We start from the raw sequence: 26,099 nt of genomic DNA on the forward strand, positions 1-26,099 counted from the left end.
CTACACTTACTTTACTTTTTGTTTACGGACGTTATTTTCCGTTTTGCGCTCCCTGTCAGTAACGGGTCTGTAATTAATAACTATCGTGGAAACAGGATATCCTTCTCTATGGATTTTTATTTTACCCGTTTTGAACATCGCCAGCCGCCTGAACCGCTTAAGACACCGCGATGGGTCATGTTAACATGGCAGGTATTGGCGGTTGCCTCGCTGATTTTAGGCGCTAATTATATTTACTGGCGCTGGACAGCTTCCTTAAATACCGACGCGCTGTGGTATGCCATTCCATTGGTGCTGGCTGAAACCCTGGCCTGGATCGGCACAGTGCTATTCACCATAAACCTGTGGAAAGAAGACGATCCGCCGCAAAATCCGCCCCCGATTGAGATCAATGATTGCCTGCGCTCCGAAGACGCGGAAGCCTCAAGACCCATCAAGGTCGATCTTTTTATCGCAACCTATTCAGAAGATGTTGAGCTGGTCAGGCTTTCAATTCGGGACGCCATGAAGATGGATTACCCCGGCCCGCTGGACTACAAGGTGCACGTGCTCGATGATGGCCGGCGTCCGGAGATGAAAGCCGTCTGCGATCAGGAAGGCGCAAACTACATCTCCCGCCAGACCAATATTGGCTTTAAGGCCGGTAACTTGCGAAACGGACTTGAGCAAACCGACGGTGATTTCCTGATCATTTGCGATGCCGATACCCGGGTCTTCCCCACTCTGCTCAGCCACACGCTGGGCTACTTTCGTGACCCTGACGTGGCCTGGGTTCAGACACCGCAGTGGTTCTTCGACCTGCCGGAGGGGGAAAACCTCGCGCGCTGGCTTGGGCGAAAAGCGGGCAAAACGGGATACGGGCTCGGATGGCTCGCCCAGAAGTTCATCGGGCCAGTAACCATCGGCCGCGATCCCTTTTTTAACGATCCGCGCATGTTTTATGACGTCATTCTGCGACGGCGAAACTGGGCCAACGCCGCCTTCTGCTGCGGTGCGGCCTCTATACACAGGCGCGAAGCGGTAATGCAGGCAGCGCTGCGCAGCTACGTCTGGACGATAGAAGAAGAGATCGATCGCCACACGCGGGATATACGCGATCCCGTCATGCGTGAAACCCTTCAGGACGCCATGCGTCCTCACGTGGCCTTCGACACAGAACTTACGCCCTATAAGTTTCACGTTTCAGAAGATATTTATACCTCCATCCTGCTCCACGGCGATGCCGCCCGCCGCTGGCGCTCGGTAATGCACCCGCGGATTGAATCGAAAATGCTCTCACCGCAGGATATGCTGACGTGGATGATCCAGCGCTTCAAATATGCCGCGGGTTCACTGGATATTCTGTTCCATGACAATATTTTCAGCCGCCGCCGTTTTAAGCTCTCTTTGCCGCAAACGCTGATGTACGCCACCACCTTCTGGTCCTATCTGGCCTGCGTGTGGAACACTGTTTTCCTGATATCGCCCATTGTGTACCTGTTTACCGGCATTCCGCCTGTATCAGCCTGGTCTGAACCCTTTTATCTTCATTTTTTGCCCTTTTTTATTGTTTCGGAGCTGGCGTTTATGTTCGGCACCTGGGGAATATCAGCCTGGGATGGCAGAGCATCGTATCTCTCATTCTTCTCCATGAATTTGCGCGCGCTCAACACAGTCCTGCGCGGAGAGCAGATCAAATTCCACGTTACCCCCAAAGAGAGGCAGACGGGACGGTTTCTATACCTGGTGAAACCGCAAATCGCCATCGTCGTGCTCACGCTGGCGGGGCTGATTTGGGGCGGTATTCAGGTTGCACGTGGGCAGGTTGACGATCCGTCCGGCTACGTTATCAATATCTTCTGGGGTGCAGTCAACATTGCCGCCATGCTGCCGCTGATCTTCGCCGCCATGTGGACCCCGGCTGAAGAAGAGGTGAGCGAATGAGAAAACGCGACGCACTTTTGTCAGCCCGCAGCTACCTCACCATTCTGCTCGGCTTTCTGCTGGGATTCGCTATTGTCGTCTGGGTTGAAAAACAGATGCCGACACGCGTTGAGAGCAGCGCAGGGATATCGCTGAGTAACGATTTCCCACCCTTGCCCGCTCCGCGTGAACTGACATTCGAAGAAGCCATCTGGGCGCGGGTGGCCTGGCAATATTATGTGAACAACACGCAGCCGAATGGCCTGGCCAACGCGCACGACGGTGAACCCTGGCTCAGCCTGTGGAGCACCGGCAGCTATCTTTTTGCGGTTGCAGCCGCCAGGCAGCTCAACGTTCTTACTTCCGAGGAGTTTGATGAACGCATCGCGGCCGCACTGGCGGCCCTCGCAAGCCTTCCACTCAATCCTCAGGGGCTGCCCGCCGCCTATTACCATGCCGACACACTTGAGACCCTGGGCATACCGGACGCCTCGGCTATCGGCATGGGCCGCCTGCTTAACGCCCTGCAAACGCTGCTGTGGCGCTATCCTCAGCACGCTGGCGCCGTACGCAATCTGCTCGATCGCTGGAAGATGGGCGCCCTGATTGCCAATAACACCACCAGCCAGGCCGCGGTCCCGCTCCACCATTGGGCGCTGGCGACGGACGAGCCGAGAAACAGCTTCGGCTATCGTCTTTATGCAAGCCATACGCTTCGGCTGATCGACAGCGCGGCGGGACTGGCCGTGACGAATCCACCAGAAGGGCAGCAGATGATCGACATCGACGGAATAATGGTGCCCGACGAGGGGCTGCGTACGCCGTGGGGTCGCCAACCTTCGCTTATCAGCCTTCCCTATTTATTAACGGGGCTTGAGCTGGGTTTTGATGCGCAGAGCGCAGAAATCACATGGCGCATAATGCAGATCCAACAGCGTCGACATAGCCTTCGGGTCCGCAAGCCGCCGATCAGCACCGATTACGCCGAGCCCGCGCCGGATTACGTCAACGATCTGCCCAATCGCCAGCCGCTGCAAAATAGCGCTCTGCTTGACGCCACGCCGGAGCAAACGGCGATGACTTCGACCCGCACCGCCTTTGCCTGGTACGCCCTGTTCCGCAACGGCTGGAGCGAAGCACTGCGCCAGCAGGTGCAAAAGCTACAGGTACCAGGCAAGGGCTGGCAGCGCGGGCTTAACCTCAACAGCAGCGTGAACGAGATCGTTGATGCCGATACCAATGCGGTCGTCCTCGAAAGCCTGGCGTACATTGCGCACGGTCAGATGCTTTGTCTGGCCTGCCCTGGCCCCGCCACTCCCCAAACCTCTTCAGCAGGAGCGAAGCCATGAAGCTGAAATCAATACTCTTTTTTCCTCTTCTGGCCGGGCTTGTGGCGTGCTGGCTCTCACTCTCTGCGGCACAGGCAGCGGCTGGACTTCCCGCTTCTGATTACCCACCGCGTAGCGGCGAACTCACGCCTCGCGAGATGACTATTGCCAAAAACGCCTGGCAATATTTCGTTGCTAACTATCAGCCCACAACCGGCCTGGTAAATGCCGTTAATAAATACCCCTCAACCACTATGTGGGACAGCGCCTCTTATATGGCCGCGATGACGGCCGCAAGGGAGCTGGGGATTATTGATAAAGCTGAGTTCGATCGCAGAATGCTGAAATTACTCGCTACCCTGAACAAACTGGATTTATTCCGCAACGAACTGCCCAATAAAGCCTATAACACCATCACAGGTCAGAAGGTTAACTACCAGAACAAACCTGGCGAGATTGGCTTCTCGGCGCTGGACATCGGCAGGATGTTGATCTGGCTGAAGGTCATTAAGGAGCGCTATCCGGAATACAGCAACAGCATTGATAACGTGCTGCTGGGATGGAACTTCACCAACGTCATCAACCCCTGTGGAATGATGTACGGAGCCTACCTGGAAAATGGCCAGCCAAAGTACGTGCAGGAGGGGCGGCTGGGCTACGAAGAGTATGGTGCAGCGGGCTTTGCGCTGTGGGGCTTTGGCACCTGTCAGGCCAGCCAGCCTCAGCCCTACGAGCTGGCTGAGATCTACTGCGTAATGGTGCCTTATGACTCGCGCGATCCGCGCCTTACCAGCCAGCATAATTACGTCGTAACCGAATCCTATGTGCTTTACGGCCTCGAATTTGGTTTCGACAAACCGACGGACAGGGAAAACAGCCCGCGTGACTACACCCATCCGTGGATGAAAAACTTCGCCGACAGGGTTTACCAGGCTCAGGAGAATCGCTACGCCATCACCGGTATTTTATCTGCTCGCTCTGAGCATCAACTCGATCAGTCACCCTACTTCGTCTACGACACCGTCTTTAGCGACGGCTTCAACTGGAACACCATCACCGATAAAGGCGTGTACGTTCCCAATACGGCCGCCGTCTCTCTGAAAGCGGCGCTCGGGATGTGGGTTCTCTGGAATTCGCCTTATACCGACCGCCTGCTGGACGCCATTGAAAACGCCAACGAGGCGGGCAAAGGCTACTATGAAGGGCTGTACGAAAACGGCGACGGCCCCATCAAAGAATTCACGGCCAATAACAACGGCATCATGCTTGAAGCATTGCTGTTCAAAAAAGAGGGCAAGCTGTTGCAGTTCAACAGCGATAATCCCAAAGATCCCCACTTTGCCCCTTCCCTGTGGGAAAAAAAGCTGGTGGATCTCTTTGAGCCTAATAATGCCTCGCGCAACCGTCCATTCCTGAACAGTACGCCCGCAGTGAAGACATGGTGTGAACAAACCGGGACCACTCTGCGCACCAAACCCGCTTGCCAGGCCTGTCAATGTGCTACCTGTAATACGGACGAGCCTGTGAAACTGCCGCCGGTGACCGCACAATGCTTAAGACCTTAGCCCGCTGGCTGGCTGCCGCCGTCCTCATTCTTATTATCGCCTTCGCCCTGTTCAGCTGCGAAAGCGCAGGGTGGCGCTGGCTGACCAAAGGCGGCTGGCACACCACCGCTCGCATCAGTAGCCTGACCCCGCAGGAGCGGGAGTGGGCGGGTATCGCCTGGCGCTATTTTGAGAATAACACACAGCCTCAGACAGGGCTGGTCAACGGTAGCGATAAACAGCCACGCGTTACGCTGTGGCAAATGGGCGATACGCTTATCGCCCTGCTGGCAGCCCGCGAGCTGGGTCTGATCCAGGCGGCCGAGTTTGATGCACGGCTGACGCGCCTGCTCGGAACACTCAATCGCCTGACGCTGACCGAAACCCGCACGCCAGGCAGACTCTATTCCAGCCGTACGGCCACGCCCATCGATTTCACAGGAAAACCGGCGCAGCGCGGATGGTCGGCGAAAGATATGGCGCGGCTGATGCTGGCCCTGCGTCTCACTGCCGAGCGAGCACCTGAGTACCGCGAATATCTGGAAAAGATCATCCTGCGCTGGAATTTTTGTCCGGTGGTGGATAAAGACGGGGAGCTGTGGTCTGCGTCCGAGCAGAACGAACAGCTGTTGGTACGCGACGAACTGCGGCTGGGTGAAAGCGAATATGCCGCCAGCGCGTTTCGGCTGTGGGGATTCCCGGCGGGCAAGGCATTTTCCCCGCCTTCCCAGAACGTCATCATGTACCAGCGCAGCCTCGCCGTTGACGCGCGCGATCCAAGAACAACCTGGCAGCCATCGCTGCTCTCCACCCTCCCCGCGATGCTCCCGGGTCTGGAGTTTGGCTGGCAGGCTCCCGGAGTGGCCGTCGATATTCAAAAAAGGCTGCGCGCCCGGGCCGAAGGAGTATGGCTCAGCCAAAAAACGCGCTGGGAGCACGACGGCATACTCACCGCACGCGCCGATTTTTACCTCTCTCAGGCGCCATGGCACGTCGAGGACACCGTCTGGGGAAATGGTTACGCCTGGAATACGTTGGGCGATGACGGTAAAAGCTATCCCCGGCTGGCACAGGTGACCACCAAAGCGGTCTTCATGCTCTGGACGCTGTGGGAAAACGAATATACCGATGCCCTGATGGCTATAACCCGACACCTGAATAACCCGCAACAGGGCTGGTTTGAGGGCCGCGTTGAGGCCACCGGCGATATCAACCCGACGCTAACCCTCTCGACGAACGCCATGGTGCTGGAAGCGCTGCTGTACAAACACAACGCCGGACCGCTGTTTGAAAACGGCCTTGTGAAGAATGATGGCTATTTTGCCCGCCGCACGTCGGATCCTTTCAATCCGCCCGGCCTCTGTCTGCCCGGCGAACGTGCCTTGAGGGCCGCACCATGAAATTTTATCGCGATCTCTTTGACGCCAGCCTGAACCGCGTCCTGCCGGAGAATGATAAACGGCACTTTTTTGAAACGTTCTGGGAAACGTTTATCCATATGTCACCGGAGACAGAACAGCACTTTGCCCGGGACCAGGGCGGAGATGGCCAGCAGACGATCTTCAAGAGCTTTTTCGCCATGCTTGCCGTTGACGGTGCGCTGTTTGTACCCGATTTTCTGGAACGCCTGGCGCGGGAGCAGAGTGATGAAGGACTAGGCCTGCCACCGCGATTTTTCGGCCTCTGGCGGGAGGCAATGCTCAGGACCGTGCGCGCCTGCGATCCACTTTGCGATGAAGAGATCCTCACAGCCTGGGCGATGGCAATTGCCCCCGGGCTGGAGTATCTGCGCCGCCAGGCGGAGCTGCATTATAAGGCCAGAGGTGAGTAACCATGCGAGCCACATCCCGTTTCGATCTCAACGCGCTGCCTGTGGGGGTGATGATTTACGATCCCGCCGAGCATCTGCTGGCCTGGAATGACCAGATATCGCGCTTTTACCCGGTGATCGCCCCCTGGCTGATCGCCGGCGCTTCCCTCGAGAGCCTGGCGGAGAAATTTATTGATGCGGGTTATAACATCGACTCCACCCGCCGCCGGACCCTGCGTGAAGCGATCGTTCGCAACTGCCGTCAGTCAAGCCATCGAGAGGTGCGGCAGTCGGGAAACCGGCGGCTCTACGTGCAGCATCAGCGTCTCGCCGATGGCGGCATTCTCAGCCTGCATACCGATATTACCGAGCTTGACGACGCCCAGCGCTCGCGCCAGCAGCTGCACGATGATTTTTTACTGACCGCAGAGTCCATTCAGATCGGCATCTGGAACTGGCAGGTCTCTCACGACAGCCTGGAGGTGAACGATACGTTGCTGGCGATGGTGGGTCAGTCGCGTACGCAGCTGCACTACCCGCTGCGCTTTTTACTGAATCTGGTCCATGAAGAGGATCGTGCCGTCCTGCGCAACGCGATGATCGCCTCCAGGCAGGAGCACATGCCGGTGTTTGAAAGTGAGATTCGCGTGCAACACGCGACGCAGGGCTGGCGCTGGATGCTGGTTTCGGGACAGGTGGTCACCCTCAGTATGCAGCAGCAGGCCGAACGGGTGATCGGCACCCTACAGGACATCACCCGCCGCAAGGAGGCCGAGTTGTTAGCCATTGAAGCGGCGAAAGTGGCCCGGGAGGCCAACGAGGCGAAGAGTGCATTTCTCGCCAACATGAGCCACGAAATTCGCACCCCGATGAACGGCATTCTGGGCATGACTCAGCTCTGCCTCGATACACAGCTCACCCCCGAACAGCGTGAATATCTTTCTCTGGTGATGAGTTCAGCGCAGTCACTGCTGCATATCATCAATGACATTCTCGATTTCTCACGCATTGAGTCAGGTAAGATGACCGTCGATACAGAGCCGCTGGAAATCCGCCCCTTTGTGCAGTCGCTCATCCGCCCGCATATGCCCTCCGCCAGCGAAAAAGGCATTGAACTGCTGGTGGATATCGCTCCGGGGGTGCCGGAAGTGCTCATCGTTGATGGTCCCCGACTACGTCAAATTCTGACTAATCTCCTGGGCAACGCGCTGAAGTTCACCCATCACGGTGAGGTTATGCTGGCAATAGAGCCTACAGAAAGTGAAGGGCACTGGCGTTTTCGCATACGCGACAGCGGCATTGGCATCCCGATGGAGAAACAAAAAGCCATTTTCGAGGCGTTCAGCCAGGCCGATAGCTCTACCACCCGCCGCTACGGCGGTACTGGCCTCGGGCTGACCATTTCTGCCCGCCTGGTAAGTCTGATGGGCGGAGAGCTAACGGTTCAGAGCGAGCCGGGTGAAGGCAGCGAATTTGCTTTTACGTTGCCACTGGAAGGTCAGTTGGCTGTCTCAGCAACCGATGCTCCTGTAGCACGCTTTAACGGCGAATCGGTACTGGTGGTAGACGACAACAGTACCAACCTGCGGCTGCTGGACACCATGCTTCGCCAGATGGGTCTGACACCGACCTGTGTTAACAACGCCGGGGAAGCGTTAAGCCTGACCGCAAAAAGGGGATACTGGCCGCTGATCCTGCTGGATGCCCAGATGCCGGATATGGACGGTGTATCGCTGGCCATTGAGCTCTCTGTTATGCCGCAGGCCGAGCAAAGCCACATCATTATGCTCAGTTCCATGAGCCGCCATTTCGATGCCAATATGCTCAAGCGCATCGGGGTTGCCCACTATTTGCATAAGCCGGTTGCCCAACGTGAACTCTATCAAACCATAGCCAGCGTCCTGGCACCCGCTCCCCTTGCCTCTCCCACGGCTGTGCCCGCTTCTGCGCTCGTTACTGCGCCCGTTACTGCGCCCGTTACTGCGCCCGTTACTGCGCAGGCCAGTCTGCGTATCCTGCTGGCCGAGGACAACCTGGTGAATCAGAAAGTCGCCAGACGCCTGCTGGAGCAGCTCGGCCACCGTTGCGAAGTGGTATCCAATGGCCGGGAGGCACTCGAACGCTGGCGTGAACAGTCCTGGGATTTGATGTTGGTTGACTTGCAAATGCCAGAAATGGACGGTGAAACGGCCATTCGCCTGCTTCGTGAGGAGACACTGACGCGGGGGCGTAGCCACCAGCCCGCCATCGCGATGACCGCCCATGCCATGCAGGGTGACAAGGCGCGCTGTCTGGCAATGGGCTTCGACGGCTATATTGCCAAGCCGGTAAGTCAGGAGGCGCTCAGGGAGGAGATAGCCCATGTTCTCGCCGGAGAAGATAAGGGTCTGCCGGATGAGGCACAGCTGTTAAAACAGTGCGCGGACGATCCTGAACTGGTTAATGAATTGCTGGCGCTGTTCGGCAACGGTCTTGACGAGGCGGTGGCAGCCATGGCGCTGAACATTGCGCATAATGACCGCGATGCCCTGCGGCGGGCCGCTCATAAGCTTCGCGGCGAAGCCGTCACCCTCGGTTTCATTCGTCTTTCAGAAGTGCTCCAGCAATTGGAGAGTCAGGCGGTCTCGCTGAACCAGACGGGGCTGAGCGTTTTACATGGCGAGCTTATCGAGGAGGCCAGACGCTCTGCGGCCTGGCTGCGCCGCAGAGCACAGGAGGTTAAAGATGATCAGGCTTCTTCTGCTGCTGGCAATTAGCCCTCTGCTGGCCCAGGCCAGCCAGCCCGTCACCTGGTCACTGGCCGGAATGTGGCGCGTGCATGACGCCAACCTCAGCACCTTTGATGGCGCCAGCGCGCCTGACCGCGACTGGCGATCGATTGCGGTTCCGGCCAACTGGTACAGCGCCGGATACGATCATCAGGGTGCCCTCTGGTATCGGCACGAATTTACCCTGCCCAGGCGCGCGCCCGATACCATGGCCACCCTGGTCTTTGATGGCGTGGACTATTTTGCCGACGTCACGCTCAACGGCAGGCATCTTGCCCATCACGAGGGGTATTTTCAGCGCTTCTCGGTAGACATAAGCGATGCTTTGCAGCGACACAATAAGCTCGCCGTGCGGGTGGACAGTCCCTGGGAAGATCCGAAAACAATCTGGCCGCTGCATAAAACGATGGTTAAAGGCGTACTTAACCAGCACGATACCCGCCCTGGCGGGGCCTGGTCAGAGGACGGCCAGGATGCCAACTCCGGGGGGATCTGGTCGCCGGTAAAGCTACATTTGAGCCGCGGAGTGACCATCGACGAGGTAATACTGCGTCCGGACTGGCGTGAAGGGCTGAGCAAACCAGCGCTGCACGCCGAGATCCGCTACCGGGCATTGTCTGCCGGTGACGTAACTTTGCGCCTGTCGGCCACGCCAGACAATTTTACGGGCCCGCCTGTAAAGCAGGAATTCCCTGTAAACCTTGCGAGAACGGACGGAAAGCCGCAATCGCTTCGCGTCACGCTGCCAATGCAAGGCGCCAGGCTCTGGTGGCCAGTGGGCTATGGCAGGCCAAACCTGTACCGAGTGCGCGCAACCCTGACGGATAAGCAAGGAGTGATGGATACCGCAGTTGCCCGTACCGGGTTACGCAAGATAGTGAAGCAGCCTGACAACAAGGGCTGGCTCTTTAATGACAAACGCCTGTTTATCAAAGGGAGTAATTACATCGGCTCCCCGTGGCTTAGCACCATGACACGCAAAAAATATCGCCGCGATTTCAGGCTGGTGCAGGCAATGAACGCCAACGCGATACGCGTTCACTCGCATGTGGCAGGCCGGGCACTTTACGATGTGGCTGACGAAATGGGGCTGATGATCTGGCAGGATGTCCCCCTGCAATGGGGTTACAATAACAGCGACGCCTTCGCGGATAATGCCGCGCGACAGACCCGCGAGATGGTTGAACAGTTTGGTAATTCCCCGGCCATTATCGTCTGGGGCGGTCATAACGAGCCGCCATGGAATTCACCGTGGATGGAAAAACGCTTTCCCGACTGGAATAAAAACCTGAACCAGACGCTGACGAAACGCGTCGGAGACGCGCTTTCGCAAGATACCTCGCGCATAGTGCATCGTTTTTCTGCGGTGGAAGAACACTACTGGGCCGGATGGTACTTTGGCACCATGCGCGATCTTCTTGGCCCCGCCAAAACCGCGATCATCACGGAGTTTGGCGCTCAGGCGCTACCGCGACTCTCAACCCTGAAAACCATCATTCCCGCCCGCCTGATGTGGCCGAAAAGCACCTCCGCCGACGATCCCGGCTGGACGCACTGGAAATACCATAACTTCCAGCCCTTCCAGACCTTTAAATTTGCCAATATTCCGCGGGGCAATACCATTCAGGAGATGATTGCCAACACCCAGCGTTACCAGGCAGAGCTGGTGGCAATGGCGGCAGAGAGCTATCGTCGGCAGCGCTACCAGCCGGTAACTGCCCTCTTCCACTTTATGTTTGTAGAAACCTGGCCCTCCATCAACTGGGGCGTCGTGGATTATCTGCGTAAGCCGAAAGCGGGCTACTACGCCCTGCAAAAAGCCTATCAGCCCATTCTGCCGTCGATTGAACCCGTGACGGCGGTGTGGCGTCAGGGAAGCGAAGCAACGGTTCGCCTGTGGGCGATCAATGACACCTGGTCCGCCTGTGAGGCGTGTCGTCTGAAGTGGCAGGTGAAGCAAAATGGTCGGGTGCTGGCTAAAGGCAATACAAGCCTCACGCTTCCCCCCGATTCGGGCAGCAGGATCAAGGACATCACCGTCACACCGACCACCAGGCATAACGTTACCATTGAGTATGAGATTTCGGATCGCGCCGGTAACACCGTGGGTTCCAACCAGCGCAATGAGAGAGTGGAAAGCCCTCCTGAGCAATGAATGCTGGCTACCCAACGATGCTAATGATACCCGGCATGTCAGCCTTTCAGCGTGTTAACGAACCAGCACCTGGCCAGGCCGGGCGGAGGTTCTTCCAGGTGCACTGCCCACAAGGAAAAACCGGTCCCGACGTCGGGCTGCATCTGCACGTTCAGCGTAACCCGTTTTCCCGCTGCGAAATCTTCCTCGACCATTGGCAGCGGCATATAACCCCCCCGTCCGTGGAGCTGGCGCCTCAGTTCAACATTCGCGTCACCTCGCTTCAGCCGGGTGCCGTTGAAAGTGAATTATTCGAGCATATCAGTGACAAAAATTATCGTGCACAGATGGAACAGCTGAAGGAAAAGATGACGTTCCTGAAAGCCGATGATGTCGCCGACTCGATTCCTTACGTGTTGCAGGCACCGGAACATGTGAACGTGGCAGAGCTGTTTATTATGCCGCCCGAACAGCCGTGGTAAGAGAGTGAAGCGGGTCAGGCTGATGCCTGACACGCTACGTTAGTTTGCGGAGGCCGTAGGTCTGATGGTGATTTCGGTGGTATCGACACTCTCAGGCGCCTCGATGATGTGGCGCACGGCGCGAGCGATATCAGCTGGTTTGAGAGCAATAGCCCGGTACGCATCCATCACCGCCATGGTTTCTTCGTGCGTAATGGTCAAGGCCAGTTCGCTTTCCACCACTCCGGGGTTGACGCAGGTCACGCGGATGTTTGAACTTTCCTGACGCAAACCATCGGAAATGGCCCGGACCGCAAATTTGGTCGCGCAATAGACGGCGGCCGTGGGCACGACGGACAAGGCACCGATCGAGCCAATATTAATGATCTGCCCCGAGTTCTGGGCTTCCATAATCGGCAGAACCGCGCCAATTCCCCACAGTACCCCCTTAATATTCACGTCAATGGTGCGTTCCCACTCATCCTGCTTGCCAGCCGAAAGCGGAGACAGAGGCATAATGCCCGCATTGTTAATAAGAACGTCAATGCGGCCCCACTTTTCCCGTGCAGCCTCAACGAAGGCGGCCATCGACTGGCGGCTGGTAACGTCTAATACCTGAGCCTCTGCCTCTCCTCCTGCGCTGCGGATTTCATCAGCCAGGGCGTGGATGCGCTCCAGCCTGCGTGCCCCCAGGAAAACTTTTGCGCCTGCCTTTCCCAGCTCTCTGGCAATACCTTCTCCAATACCGCTGGAGGCACCGGTAATTAAGATCACTTTGTTCATGTTTTGCTCCTTCAGTTGAGTTCAAAGCAATCATAGAGTCTCAACATTGTTTCTTGTATCCTGCCTTTACTGGACTCACTGGTTAGCGATGTTAAACAATGAAAATTGATCTTAATTTGTTACCGCTTTTTCTGGCGGTCGCCGAGGAGCGCAGCTTCAGCGCGGCCGCCGGGCGGCTGGGCATCACCCGTTCCGCTGTCAGCCAGGGGATAAGACGTCTCGAAGATGGGTTTCAGACCCTGCTGGTGATGCGCACCACGCGCTCGGTAAGGCTCACCGAAGCGGGTGAACGGTTGCATAAATCGTTGCTGGGGCCCATCGCCAACATTGAGGCGGCCTTTGACGATGTCACCTCGGACAGCATGCCGCGCGGACAGCTCAGGATCGCTGTCACCTCAATAGCGGAAGCGTTTCTTTCTGGCCCACTGCTCGCCTCGTTTGCGGCAGCGCATCCTGCGGTATCGCTTGATGTCTTCGTGTCAGATGAGGAATTCGATATCGTGGCAGCGGGCTATGACGCTGGGGTGAGACTGGGCGAAGTTATCGAAAAAGACATGATCGCGATTCCCCTTACGGGCCAGCAGCGTGAACGGGTGGTGGCTTCACCTTCCTATCTGGCGACACACAGCGCACCGGCGCATCCCCGTGAGCTGGTCGCTCATCGGTGTATCGGCTGGCGCCCTTCCCCGGACGTTGCCCCCTATCGCTGGGAGTTTGAGGAAGCAGGCGTCCCTTTCGATGTGGCAATTGAACCACAAATCACCACTAACGATCTGCGTCTTATGCTCAGCCTCGCGCTGGCCGGCGGTGGTATAACCTTTGCCACCGAGGACACCTTCACACCGTACATTGAATCAGGACAGCTGGTTTCCTTACTGGATGCGTTTCTTCCATCTTTTCCTGGTTTTTATCTCTATTTTCCCCAGCGCCACAATATGGCCCCCAAGCTCAGAGCCCTGATCGAGCACATCCGCCAGTGGCGACAGCTCCCCGCCACGCAACCCACACAGCGTTGAATGGTTCCAACCCTGAATGCAGATTTTCCTCAATCTGCTGCGTCCCTTTGATGAGCATCAACGACAGCACGTCATTACCATGGAAAATGACAACGGACACGATGGGCAGGACTTCACACAAGGATGGAACCTTAAAAATGTACAGACCAATAGTTGTTATCCTTTTTATTCTTTTGACATTAGCCGCCCTCGTGGAAATCGGCTTAATTTCTTTAGACTAATACCGATTGCCTCTGAAAGGCCACGCTTGCGGCCTTTTATTTATAAAACATGAGAAGAAATCACGTTATTTTTGGAGTAGCAGAAATTAACCCGCACGCAAAAATATATTTTATAAATGAGAGAATTTAAAATATATCATACACCAGAAATTTTACCCTAACTTAAATTACTATTAAGCAGAAATTAAACATAACCAAAATTAAATATTTACCGCACATTTTAATTATTATTATCGCCCCACCAGCAGCGTTTTAAGGGTTGCACCTTTAACGCCAAAACCCTTTACCCACGAGCCCTCATAGCTAACGAAATATATTAACGCTATCAATTAATCGCCCCTGCAATAGCCGTACTGGGTTTACGAACACTTAATTTGCATATTCAGACATTTATAGCTATATCATTTTCATAACGAAATAAATCAATACCTGCACAAATAATAAGGCTTATAAATCGCAAACATATAAATAAACAACTATTTCCTGTGTAAATAATTAGCTTTGCCCTGAGGTTGCCACTTTTAATCCTGGCGGGCATCGGTCGCGCTAAAGAAAGTAACGGTAAATCCTGTTTATTAAACAGTATTTTCGCCGGGAGCGCGTTCGTCTCTTCAGAAACGATGGCTTTGTTTTACACGCCGTAACCAATCACTCAGCTGGAGTAATAATTGTATGAGCCAAATATCTGTTATATCTAAATTAACTGGCGTGGAAACGACCACGGAAGGGACACAGATAACACTCGATCACTCCTCAATCGTTAAACTTAACGTGGATCGCGCCGACATCTCAGGTTACTCCCGCAGCGGAAACGATCTGGTGATTACCCTCAACTCGGGCGAAGTGATTACCCTCAAGAATTTCTACGTCACCGACGCGCAGGGCGTGAGCCAGCTGGTGCTTGAGGAGAGCGACGGTGCGCTGTGGTGGATTGAAGATCCAACCGGTGCCGCAACCTATGAATCCATCGCCTCCACCGATGCATTACTGGCGGCGTCAGGGAGTGATGCCGGCGGCGCCGCTGCGTGGCCCTGGGTGCTGGGTGGCCTGGCCGTCGCAGGTGGGATTGCCATTGCGGCGGGAACCGGCGGTGGAGGTGGCGGAGATGACGATAACAACAGCCCGAATCCCGGCAATCCGGGAAATCCTTCCGAGCCAGATACCACGCCTCCGGATGCCCCCACCAATCTACAGGTCTCACCTGACGGCAAAACCGTCACCGGTACCGCTGAGCCGGGCAGCACGATTACCCTGAAAGATGCCGATGGCAACACCATCGGAACGGGCAAGGCGGGCAGCGACGGAAAATTTACGATTGATCTCGGTACGCCACTCACCAACGGGGAACAGATCACCGCCACCGCCACCGATCCATCCGGCAATACCAGCCAGGGCGGTCAGGTCACGGCACCGGATCTCACCGCACCGGATGCCCCGGCCAATCTGGAGGTCTCCCCTGACGGCAAAACCGTCACCGGTACCGCTGAGCCGGGCAGCACCGTTACCCTGAAAGATGCCGATGGCAACACCATCGGAACGGGCAAAGCGGGTAGCGACGGGAAATTTACGATTGATCTGGGTACGCCGCTCACCAACGGGGAACAGATCACCGCTACCGCCACCGATCCGTCCGGCAATACCAGCCCGGGCGTTCAGGTCACGGCACCGGATTTAACCGCGCCGGATGCACCGGAGATTGTCACCGTCAATGATAACGTAGGCGCCGAAACAGGCCCGCTGAGCAACGGACAACGCACGGACGATGCCCGCCCGACCTTCAGCGGCATCAGTGAAGCCGGCACCGTCATTACCTTCTATGACAACGGGAAACCGATTGGCACCGCCACAGCCGATGCCACCGGGAAATGGAGCTTTACCCCGTCGACCAACCTGTCTGAAGGCAACCACGCCATTACCACCACCGCGACCGATGCCGCAGGCAATACTAGCCCGGCGTCCACGGCGGTAAGCTTCGTGGTCGATACCGTCGCGCCTGGCGCGCCAGCGATCGTCAGCATCACCGATGATGTTGCGCCTGGCACCGGCACACTCGGGAGTGGAAGCAGCACCAACGACCCACGGCCACAGCTCACCGGTACGGCGGAAGCGGGCTCGACGATCACCATCTATGATAACGGCATTGCTATTGGCACAGCGATTGTGGGCAGCAACGGAAGCTGGAGCTTTACGCCGTCGGTGAACCTGAGCGAAGGCAGCCACCAGCTTACCGTGCGCGCCACCGACGTCGCCGGTAACACTGGCCCAGCCTCGCCGGTCTTTACCGTCACGGTAGATGTCACCGCGCCGCAAACGCCTTCCGGGTTTATCATTAACGACGACACGGGCGTACTGAAAGGAGCGATCGGTGCCGGGCAGTTTACCGATGCCTCAGAGCCACGTCTGACGGGCAGAGGCGAACCGGGCAGCACGATCACGGTTTACGATAACGGCGTTGTTATCGGCACCACCACCGTTCTGCCGAACGGCACCTGGAGCATCACGCCGACGAGTCCACTGGCAGAAGGCGCACACTCGATTACCCTGCGGGAAACCGATGCGGCAGGCAACCAGAGCGGTCTGTCTCAGCCGATCAACTTTACCGTCGATCTTACGCCGCCAGACATGCCGGTTGCGACGCTCAACTCCGCAGGCACCCAGATCACCGGTACCGCCGAGCCGGGCAGTAAAATCGTCATCACCAACAATGCCGGGCTGCAAATCGGGACCGCCACTGCCGACAGCAACGGCAACTATGTCGTCAACCTGAACCCTGCGCAGACCAACGGCGAGATTATCTCCGTGGTCGCCTCCGATGCCGCAGGCAACCAGAGCTCACCGGCGCTGGTCAACGCAGCGGATATCACCCCACCTGCCGCACCGGGCAACCTGGTGGTGGCGGAAGACGGGGCCAGCGTCAGCGGAACCGCCGAGCCAAACAGCACGATTATCATTAAAGCGCCGGACGGTACGATCATCGGCCAGGCCACCGCCGGCCCGGACGGCACCTTCACCATCCCGATTTCGCCAGCCCAGACCAACGGCGAAGCCCTTGAAGTGACGGCCACCGACGGCAGCGGTAACACCAGCCCGTCTGGCTTTGCCGACGCGCCAGACAGCACCCCACCGCTGGCGCCGGAAAACGTGGTGATCTCTGCCGACGGCACCACCGTAACCGGTACAGCCGAGCCGGGCAGCACCGTCACCATCCGTGAAAATGGCGTGAAGGTCGGGGAAACGGTCGCCGACGATCAGGGGAATTTCAGCGTTGAACTGATCCCGCCGAAAGCCAACGGCGAAGCCCTGACCGCCGATGCCACCGATACCGCCGGAAACACCGGCCCGACCGCGCCGTTTGACGCGCCGGACATCACCGCGGCACAAACCCCGGTCATCACGGGCGTGGTGGATGATGCCCCAGGCGTCACCGGTCCTGTCAGCCAGAACGGTCTCACCAACGACAACACGCCAACCATCAACGGAACGGGCGAGCCTGGCACCACCATCACCCTCTACAGCGGTACTACCGTGCTTGGCACCGCGCTGGTTTCGGCGAACGGTCAGTGGTCCATCACGCTGGAAACCGCGCTACCGGACGGCGGGCACGTGCTGACGGCGACGGCGGTTGACGCCAATAATAACCTCAGCGGGACATCGAACACCTGGAGCATCACGGTGGATACCGCCGCGCCGGGCGCGCCGGCCATTACGCAGGTCATTGATGACGTACCGGGCCGCACGGGTGCGCTCGACACCAATGAAACTACCAACGACACGCTCCCGACGCTGAACGGTACCGGTGAGCCGGGCTCCACCGTGACGATCCGCCTGGACGGACAGGATATTGGTACTGCCGTTGTTAACAGCGGTGGCGCATGGACATTCACACCTGCTACCCCATTAGTGAACGGGCAGCATACGTTCACCGTCGTCGCGAGCGATGCGGCCGGTAACGCCAGCGCACCATCAGCCGGCTTTACCCTTACCGTCGATACCACCCCGCCACCAGCGGCCACCATTGACACCGTCTCCGATAACGTGGGGCCCGTGCAGCTTCCGCTTAACAGCGGGGACACCACCGACGACACGCTGCCGCAGTTGCAGGGAACCGCACCGGACGGCACCACCATCACGATCTATGACGGAACCACCCTGCTCGGCACGGCGGTGCTCGACGGCAGCGGCGGCTGGAGCTTTACGCCAACCACGCCGCTGACGGACGGCCCGCACTCGCTGACGGTCCACGCAACGGATGAGGCGGGTAACACCACCATTTCGCCGCCGTTTGAACTGGCGATCGACACGACCGCGCCTGCAACGCCGGATATTCCTGAGATCACCGTCAACCCGGACGGCGGCACGCCGGGGACGGCCCTGAATCCAGGGGAGACCACCCGGGATACCACGCCAACCCTGAGCGGCTCGGGCACGCCGGGGGATATCGTGAACATTTACGATGGCGCTACTAAAATTGGTGAAGCCGAGATCGATGGCGACGGTAACTGGAGCTGGACGCCGGATGATCCGCTCCCTGACGGCACCTACGATCTCTCCCTGACGGTCACTAACCAGGACAGCGCCGGGAACGAAAGCGCGCCGTCCACGCCGGTGACCATTACCATTGATACTGACGCGCCTGCCCAACCGGGAACCCCAACGGTGACAGACAGCGTAAGCCAGATCACCGGACCCGTGCTGGATGGCGAATCCACCAACGATCCGCGTCCGGTCCTGAGTGGCACCGGTACGCCGAATGACGTCATTACCATCTATGACCAGGTGGGTACAGGCGAGCCGCAGGCCGTGGGCAGCGTTACGGTGGACGGTAACGGTAACTGGAGCTGGCGTCCTGAGAGCAACATTGGCGAAGGGACGCACGAATACACGGCGACCGCCACCGATGAAGCCGGGAATGAATCTGTGCCATCAGCCGGTATCACGATAACGGTCGATACCCTCGCCCCGGATACTCCGGTTATCAGTGCCATTGGTGGCGTGCAGAATGGCGAGTCTACCAACGACACTACGCCAGGCATCGGCGGAACCGGCACCACCGGCGAGACGGTGATCATCTACAACAACGGCGTGGAAGTCGCGCGCGTAGAAGTCGTCAATAATGAATGGTCCTATACCCTGCCGACACAAACCGACGGCCCGCTGAATATCACCGTCGCCGCGGTGGACGATGCCGGTAACGTTAGCCCGGTAAGTCCGGTCTTTACGGTGGAGGTTGATACGCAGGCGCCAACCGTGCCGCAAATTGACGCCGTCTCTGACAGCCAGCTGACCAACAGCGTGCTTTACACCCGCGACGGTACGCCAACCCTCACCGGGATTGGCGAGCCGGGTTCGAGCGTCACCGTCTCCGTTGATGGTGTCGCCTCGCCGGTGGTCGTGGAGGTTCAGCCGAACGGGACATGGTCCTGGACCGCCGACCCTGCGCTCACCGAGGGGCCGCATACCTTCTCAGTGGTCGCGAGTGACGCGGCGGGGAATACCTCCGCCAGCTCCGGCGATCTCAGCGTGACGGTGGATACCCTGCCGCCTGCAACGCCAACGAATATGACCATTGCCGCGGAGGGCACCCCGCTGACCGGGACGGCGGATGACGGAACCACGGTGACGGTTCGTGACGCCAACGGCAATATCATCGGGACCGGGGTCGCGACGGGAGGCTCCTTCTCCATTGCCCTCTCCCCGGCCCAGTTGGATGCCGCGACGCTGACGCTGATCGCCACGGACCCCGCAGGCAATGCCAGCCCGTCAACCACCTTTGACGTGCCGGACTCCCCGCTCGATCTGCCTGCGGTGCCGGTGATTACGGCGATCAACGATGACGTCGATCCTGTCACTGGCGACGTGAAAGATAAAACCACCAATGACACCACGCCTACCCTTACCGGCACCGCCGATCCGGGCAGCGTGATCGCCATTTATCAGGATGGGGTGCTGGTTCCGCTGACTAACGTTGTTGCGGATACCAACGGCAACTGGAGCTACACGCCGCTGTTGCCGCTGACGGAAGGGCCACACACCTTCGCCGTGACCGCCACTAACACCACCACCGGCGCGACCAGCGGGCAGTCGCCTGTCGCGACCGTCACCGTCGACCTTACCGCCCCGACAGCGCCAGCCATCGGTGCGGTGACCGATGACGTAGGTCCGATCACCGGGCCAATCGCCGACGGGCAGAGTACCAACGACAACCGTCCTACCCTGACCGGGACAGGCACGGCCGGGGACACCATTACGGTGTACGATGACGGCGACCCGCTGGGCACCGTTATTGTCGGTCCGACTGGCACCTGGAGCTACACGCCGCCTGCGCTGGACGACGGCAGCCACACCCTGACCGTGACCGCCACCGATCCGGCAGGCAATGAGAGCACCCCGTCGGCCGGGATCACCATTGTGGTCGACACCGTCTCCACCACGCCGGTGATTACCAGCGTGACGGATAACGCAGGCAATGCGGCAACGCCTGTTCCAAGCGGCGATCCAACCAACGACACCACGCCAACCCTGACCGGTACCGCTGAGCCGAACAGCGTCGTCGCCATTTTTGATGGCACCACGCAGATTGGTACCGTGGCAGCAGACGGTACCGGCGCCTGGACATTTACTCCTGAAACCGCCCTCGGCGAAGGGACGCATGACTTTACCGTCAGAGCCACGGATCCGCAGGGCAACGTCAGCCAGCCGTCCAACGCCTGGAGCGTCGAAATCGATCTTACTGCGCCACAGGTGCCGACGATCGTTACGGTCAGCGACAACGCCCCGGGTGGTGTAACCGGCCCGCTTACCGCCGGGCAGGTGACCAATGACACCACGCCAACCCTGAGCGGCACCGGCCAGGCGGGCACCACTATTCACGTTCTGAATAACGGCGTGGAGATTGGTACCACTACGGTCGACGGCAACGGTAACTGGACCTTTACGCCGGATCCGGTCCTGACGGACGGGACCTATAACCTGCGCGTAAACGCCAGCGATGATGTCGGAAACGTCTCCGCCAACTCGCCAGTGTTCGCCTTTACGGTGGATACCACTGGCCCTGCGGCCCCGGTGGTCACCACGGTGATAGACGATGTCAGCCCGGGAACGGGAATCATCGCCAGCAACGGTTCCACCAACGACACCCGTCCAACCTTCAACGGTACGGGGGAAGTGGGCGCAACGGTGCACGTTATTGTCGATGATGTGGAAATCGGCACGGCGGTCGTCAACGCCCAGGGTAACTGGACCTTCACGCCGACCACCGCGCTGGGTGAAGGGCCGCATACCATTACCTTTAACGCCACCGATGCCGCAGGCAATACCGGGGTCACCTCGCCACCGTTCAACCTGACGGTGGATACGTCGGTGCCCGAAGCACCGGTCTTTACCCCTGCCACCGACAATGCCGGTCCCGTGCTGGGCCCGGTCGCCTCGGGACAAAGCACAGACGACACCACGCCAACGCTGAACGGCACCGCGGCAGCCAACGCGACCATTACCATCTATGAGAATGGTCAGCCGGTGGGCACCGCCGTGGCTGATGCCAACGGCGTATGGAGCTTTACTACCGGCACGCTGGCAAACGGCAGCCACACCTGGACCGCCACGGCAACCGATGCCGCGGGCAACATCAGTCCTGCCTCACCGGGCTTTACGCTGGTTGTGGATACAACTGTGCCTGCCGCGCCGGTTATCACCCAGGCGATAGACGATGTTGGCACCATCACCGGGGCGATTGGCTCCGGCCAGACCACGAACGATCCTCTCCCGCGGCTGGTGGGGACCAGCGAGCCGCTGGCCACCGTGAATATCTACGAGGGCACTACGCTGGTGGGCACCGGTACTGCCGATGCTAACGGCAACTGGACCGTCGATATCACCGTGCCGCTGGGCACCGGGTCACACACCTTTACCGCAGAAGCAACGGATCAGGCGGGTAACACCGGCGCGCCGTCCGCCGACTTCAGCCTGATCATTGACACCACGCCGCCAGCCCTACCGGTGCTGACCAGTGTCACCGACGACGTCGGTAATGCTGCGACGCCTGTCGCCAACGGCGGGTTAACCAACGATGCACGACCAACGCTCACCGGTACGGCAGAAGCCGGCGCGACGGTAACCATCTACGACAATGGGGTACAGATTGGCACCGCGGTCGCCACCGGCGGCGCGTGGAGCTTTACGCCGTCCACCCCGCTGGCTGACGGGCCGCATAATCTGACCTTCTCCGCCACCGACGCCGTGGGCAACGCCAGCGCGCAGACCGGGGGTTACACCATCAATGTGGATGCCACCGCCCCTGTCGCACCGGCAATCACCTCGATTGTGGATGATGTGGGAACCGTCACCGGCCCTGTCACCGGCACCAACCCAACCAACGACACCCGTCCGACCTTAAACGGCACGGCGGAAGCCAATGCCACCGTACGTATTTACGACGGCACGACGCTGGTGGGAACCGTTACCGCCGATGCCAACGGCAACTGGACGCTGCCGCAAACCAGCACCACGCTGATCGAAGGCGCGCATAGCTTCACCGCCACCGCCACCGATGCCGCGGGCAATACCAGCGCGCCATCGCCGATTATCACGATCAATGTTGACCTGACGCCGCCAGCAGCCCCAACCGGGCTGGCGGTGATCACCAACGGGACGCAGGTTACCGGTACGGCGGAAGCGGGAAGTACCGTCACCATCACCAGCAGCACCGGAACCGTGCTTGGCACAGCCGTTGCGGACGGCAGCGGAAACTTCAGCGCCACCCTCACCCCTCCACAGACCGGCGGGGAGTCACTGATTGTCTTTGCTACCGATAAGGCCGGTAACGCGGGTATCACCACCTCCGTGATTGCCCCGATCACCACGATCCCGAACGCGCCGGTTATCGCTAACATCGACGATAACGTCGGCACGGTGACGGGCAACCTGACCAACGGGAAAACCACCGATGACACCACGCCAACCCTGAGCGGCACGGCGCAGCCGAACGCGACCATCACCCTCTATAACAACGGGGTGCTGATGGGCACGGTCACCGCGAATGCCAGCGGCAACTGGAGCTTCACCACGCCGGTGCTGAGCGAAGGGCCACATGCCTTCACCGCCACGGCGAGCAACGGCTCGGGCACCAGCCCGATTTCCACGTCGACCACCGTCATTGTCGATCTCACTGCGCCAACGGCTCCAACCGGGACCTTCAACGCAGACGGCAGCGTACTGACCGGTAGCGCCGAAGCGGGCAGCACCGTCACCATCCGTCTGGCGGACAATTCAACGGTCACCGCCACGGCAGACAGCAACGGATCCTGGAGCTACACCTTCCTCAATAAACAGACGGAAGGCCAGACGCTGCAAATCACCGCCACCGATGCGGCAGGGAACGTCTCGCTGCCCGGCTCAGCCCTTGCGCCGGTGGTGCCGCTCTCTGCCAGCACCAACGTTGAAGAGCTGGCGCTGACGACCACCGCAACGGTGACCAACTCGCAGTACAGCGACTATGGTTTCCTGCTGGTGGGCGCCGTAGGTAACGTGCTGACGCTGCTCGGCAACGACACCGCGCAGGTAGGTTTCACCGTCGGCAACGGCGGCAGTGCGGATATTGCCGTGAACGCCAACGCCACGGGTGCCGTTCTTTCCCTGCTCAATACCCTTGAGCTGGTGGTACAGCGCTTTGACGCCGCCAACAACACCTGGACCACCGTGGTCGATACCGGACAGCCGCAGTTCGCTGACCTGCTGACCCTCGGCGCGACGGGGGTGTCGCTGAACCTGACCGGTCTGGCGGATGGTCAGTATCGCGTCCTGAGCTACAACACTAACCTGCTGGCAACCGGCTCTTACACCAGCCTCGATGTGGCGGTGAAAGAGACCAGCGCAGGCACCGTGTCCGGCGAAACCAACATTGTCGGTAACGTCATCACCGACGTGGATCCAACCGCAGGCAGCGACAACGCCCCGGCGGGCACCACCGTCACTGCGGTCACCAACGCCCAGGGCACCACCACCAGCGTTACGGCTGACGGCACGGTGATTCAGGGGCAGTACGGCACGCTGACCATCAACCTGGACGGCAGCTATACCTATAACCTGACCAACACCAGCGCCGCCGTCATTGGCCGCACGGAGAACTTTACCTACACCATCACCCACAACGGCACCAGCGCCTCGGCAAATCTGGTGCTGTCGCTGGGCGAAGGCACCAGCAGCAGCGGTATCGTGGCCGTGGACGATACCGCCTCGCTGACCTTCGATACCACCGTGGAGGCGATCAACAACGGCACCTCGTCGCAGGGCGGCTTTACCCTGGTGGGGATCAACCTTGGCAATACGCTGGGGCTGAACCTGCTGGACGATCTGGCCAACCCGATCATCTATAACGTGGAAGAAGGCACCACCCGTACCATGACCGTTCAGGCGTCCGTGGGCGGCGTCGCGCTGGCCTCGGTGTTCGACCTTTACATCTATAAGTTCAACAATGCGACACAGACCTTCGAGCAGATGCGCGTTGAACCCGGCTGGCTGCGCGCGCCGCTGCTGGGCGGCACCTCCCCGCAGCTGACATTGAACCTGCCCGCTGGCGAGTACCTGTTCCTGCTCAATACGGCGGCGGGGATCACCGCGCTGACGGCCTACACGCTGAACGTCTTGCAGGATCATGTCTACAGCGTGGCAAGCGTGAGCGAGAGCACCACCGGGGATGTGCTGGCGGATGATATTGCGCCAGCGGGTACCGTGGTCTCCGACGTTAACGGCGTGGCGGTGAACAGCAGCGGCCTGACGGAGATCACCGGCGAGTACGGTACGCTGCGGATCAACGCGGCCGGGGAATACACCTACACCCTGGACAGCGGGGTCGGCGCGGACCATATCAGCACGCCGGATACCTTCGTTTACACCATCACCGCGCCTGACGGCTCGAAAGACACGGCATCGTTGAACATCACCCCAACCGCGCGCCCAATGGATGCGGTAAACGATGTCAGCACCGCGATGGACGTCACGTCGGTTCACCATACGGCCGCCTATTCCGATACGACGGTCGGGTCGGCGAGCTGGAACGCTGCGCTGCTTGCCTCAACCCAGGGCAGCGGGAGCGGGACCTTCGTGGTGGATCCTAATACCGCGCTGCATAACGTGGTTCTGTCGTTTAACGTCGCCTCGCTGCTGACGCTTACCGGGTTAACGGTGGACTGGACGCTGTCCAACGGCGCAACCACCGTCAGAACCGGCTCGTTTAACGGTGGGTTACTGCTGGGCGGCACGGCGACCATCAACCTGACGGGTCTCGATCTGGAGGCGGGAACCTATACGCTGAGCTATACGGGCAAAATGGGGCCATTGGGGGTAGGAAATATCACCATCACCCCAAGCGTGACCGGCACCAGCTACTCGCTGTCGCAGTTCGACGCGACGGGTACCCACACCGTTGACGGCAATATCTTCGACGGCACCGACTCCGCAGGGGCGATGGACCAGCTCCACTCGGTTGATACCCGCGTGAGCATTACCGGCTACGACGGCGTTACCACTACGCTGGATCCGTACACCGGCAGCACGATGTCAAACATCACGGGCCACTACGGGACGCTGGCGATTGCCGCTGACGGCAGTTACACCTACACCCTCAACCCGGGTATCTCGCTCTCTACCATTACCAGCAAGGAGGTCTTTAACTACACCCTGACCGATGCCAACGGTGTTAAAGATACCGCGTCGCTGACCATTGACATGGCGCCGAAATTTGTCAGTTCGGAGCATAACGATGTGATTAGCGGTACGGCCTACGGCGACACGTTGATTTATCAGGTGTTGAACAACACGGCGGGTAACGCCACCGCAGGTAACAGCACGGGCGACCACTGGACGAACTTCTCCCTCACGCAGGGAGACAAGATCGACATTGGCGATCTGCTGGTGGGGTGGAACGGTAGCGCGTCGACGCTGGGGAACTATGTCTCTGTTTCACAAAGCGGTAACAATACTGTGATCTCCATCGACCGTGACGGCACGGGAGCCGCCTACACTAAATCTACACTCGTTACGCTGGACAATGTTCAGACCACCTACGACGAGCTTGTAAACCAGCAACACATCATTACCTGATAGCACCTGCAAGAAATGACCCGGGCGCGCGCAGCG

The 26,099-nt window shown here is 58.9% G+C and carries 11 protein-coding genes; 10 read left to right on the plus strand and 1 reads right to left on the minus strand.

All coding sequences use genetic code 11. The features are described 5' to 3' along the window. The first annotated feature begins 108 nt into the window (after window positions 1-108). The 8 genes from SK47_RS16575 to SK47_RS24380 are packed head-to-tail and all read left to right on the plus strand — an operon-like array spanning window position 109 to window position 11,968. Entirely contained in the window at window positions 109-1,923 is a 1,815-nt protein-coding gene (locus SK47_RS16575) for a glycosyltransferase family 2 protein (RefSeq protein WP_048244786.1), read from the plus strand. Continuing rightward, window positions 1,920-3,251 (plus strand): DUF3131 domain-containing protein, encoded by a 1,332-nt coding sequence (locus tag SK47_RS16580; RefSeq protein WP_048244788.1) that lies wholly within the window; start codon window positions 1,920-1,922, stop codon window positions 3,249-3,251. Before SK47_RS16575 ends, SK47_RS16580 begins: the two co-directional genes overlap by 4 nt. Further along, window positions 3,248-4,795 carry a DUF3131 domain-containing protein gene (locus SK47_RS16585; RefSeq protein ID WP_032609971.1) on the plus strand — a complete coding sequence of 516 codons (1,548 nt, stop codon included), beginning with the start codon at window positions 3,248-3,250 and terminating at the stop codon, window positions 4,793-4,795. The genes SK47_RS16580 and SK47_RS16585 overlap by 4 nt, the downstream gene beginning before the upstream one ends. Continuing rightward, window positions 4,780-6,174: a DUF3131 domain-containing protein gene (locus SK47_RS16590; RefSeq protein ID WP_022651690.1), complete on the plus strand. Its 1,395-nt coding sequence runs from the start codon at window positions 4,780-4,782 to the stop codon at window positions 6,172-6,174. The genes SK47_RS16585 and SK47_RS16590 overlap by 16 nt, the downstream gene beginning before the upstream one ends. Next, window positions 6,171-6,605 (plus strand): globin, encoded by a 435-nt coding sequence (locus tag SK47_RS16595; RefSeq protein WP_003862244.1) that lies wholly within the window; start codon window positions 6,171-6,173, stop codon window positions 6,603-6,605. Before SK47_RS16590 ends, SK47_RS16595 begins: the two co-directional genes overlap by 4 nt. 2 nt (window positions 6,606-6,607) lie before the next feature. Further along, the gene (locus SK47_RS16600) at window positions 6,608-9,340 is read left to right on the plus strand and encodes a hybrid sensor histidine kinase/response regulator (protein ID WP_048244791.1); all 2,733 of its coding nucleotides are present in this window, start codon (window positions 6,608-6,610) and stop codon (window positions 9,338-9,340) included. Continuing rightward, window positions 9,309-11,507 carry a glycoside hydrolase family 2 protein gene (locus SK47_RS16605; protein ID WP_048244793.1) on the plus strand — a complete coding sequence of 733 codons (2,199 nt, stop codon included), beginning with the start codon at window positions 9,309-9,311 and terminating at the stop codon, window positions 11,505-11,507. Before SK47_RS16600 ends, SK47_RS16605 begins: the two co-directional genes overlap by 32 nt. A 35-nt stretch (window positions 11,508-11,542) precedes the next feature. Continuing rightward, entirely contained in the window at window positions 11,543-11,968 is a 426-nt protein-coding gene (locus SK47_RS24380; RefSeq protein ID WP_232926573.1) for a Rossmann-fold NAD(P)-binding domain-containing protein, read from the plus strand. A 39-nt stretch (window positions 11,969-12,007) separates the two neighbouring features. Here the strand turns inward: SK47_RS24380 and SK47_RS16615 are convergent, their stop codons facing one another. After that, the gene (locus tag SK47_RS16615) at window positions 12,008-12,730 is read right to left on the minus strand and encodes an SDR family oxidoreductase (protein WP_048244794.1); all 723 of its coding nucleotides are present in this window, start codon (window positions 12,728-12,730) and stop codon (window positions 12,008-12,010) included. A 98-nt stretch (window positions 12,731-12,828) separates the two neighbouring features. Between SK47_RS16615 and SK47_RS16620 the strand changes: the two genes are divergently transcribed. Beyond that, window positions 12,829-13,746 carry a LysR family transcriptional regulator gene (locus SK47_RS16620; RefSeq protein ID WP_023323641.1) on the plus strand — a complete coding sequence of 306 codons (918 nt, stop codon included), beginning with the start codon at window positions 12,829-12,831 and terminating at the stop codon, window positions 13,744-13,746. 893 nt (window positions 13,747-14,639) lie between these two features. After that, entirely contained in the window at window positions 14,640-26,063 is an 11,424-nt protein-coding gene (locus SK47_RS16625) for a BapA/Bap/LapF family large adhesin (RefSeq protein WP_048244796.1), read from the plus strand. The last annotated feature ends 36 nt before the right edge of the window (window positions 26,064-26,099 follow it).

This window comes from Enterobacter sp. BWH52, from assembly GCF_001037565.1.
GTDB lineage: Bacteria > Pseudomonadota > Gammaproteobacteria > Enterobacterales > Enterobacteriaceae > Enterobacter > Enterobacter hormaechei_C.

What these genes read in the sequence shown, in the direction of transcription:
- SK47_RS16595 (WP_003862244.1), top strand. Translation starts at nt 6,171, where the DNA reads ATGAAATTTTATCGCGATCTCTTTGACGCCAGCCTGAACCGCGTCCTG.
- SK47_RS16615 (WP_048244794.1), bottom strand. Translation starts at nt 12,730, where the DNA reads ATGAACAAAGTGATCTTAATTACCGGTGCCTCCAGCGGTATTGGAGAA.
- SK47_RS16605 (WP_048244793.1), top strand. Translation starts at nt 9,309, where the DNA reads ATGATCAGGCTTCTTCTGCTGCTGGCAATTAGCCCTCTGCTGGCCCAG.
- SK47_RS16600 (WP_048244791.1), top strand. Translation starts at nt 6,608, where the DNA reads ATGCGAGCCACATCCCGTTTCGATCTCAACGCGCTGCCTGTGGGGGTG.
- SK47_RS24380 (WP_232926573.1), top strand. Translation starts at nt 11,543, where the DNA reads ATGTCAGCCTTTCAGCGTGTTAACGAACCAGCACCTGGCCAGGCCGGG.
- SK47_RS16590 (WP_022651690.1), top strand. Translation starts at nt 4,780, where the DNA reads ATGCTTAAGACCTTAGCCCGCTGGCTGGCTGCCGCCGTCCTCATTCTT.
- SK47_RS16585 (WP_032609971.1), top strand. Translation starts at nt 3,248, where the DNA reads ATGAAGCTGAAATCAATACTCTTTTTTCCTCTTCTGGCCGGGCTTGTG.
- SK47_RS16580 (WP_048244788.1), top strand. Translation starts at nt 1,920, where the DNA reads ATGAGAAAACGCGACGCACTTTTGTCAGCCCGCAGCTACCTCACCATT.
- SK47_RS16620 (WP_023323641.1), top strand. Translation starts at nt 12,829, where the DNA reads ATGAAAATTGATCTTAATTTGTTACCGCTTTTTCTGGCGGTCGCCGAG.
- SK47_RS16575 (WP_048244786.1), top strand. Translation starts at nt 109, where the DNA reads ATGGATTTTTATTTTACCCGTTTTGAACATCGCCAGCCGCCTGAACCG.
- SK47_RS16625 (WP_048244796.1), top strand. Translation starts at nt 14,640, where the DNA reads ATGAGCCAAATATCTGTTATATCTAAATTAACTGGCGTGGAAACGACC.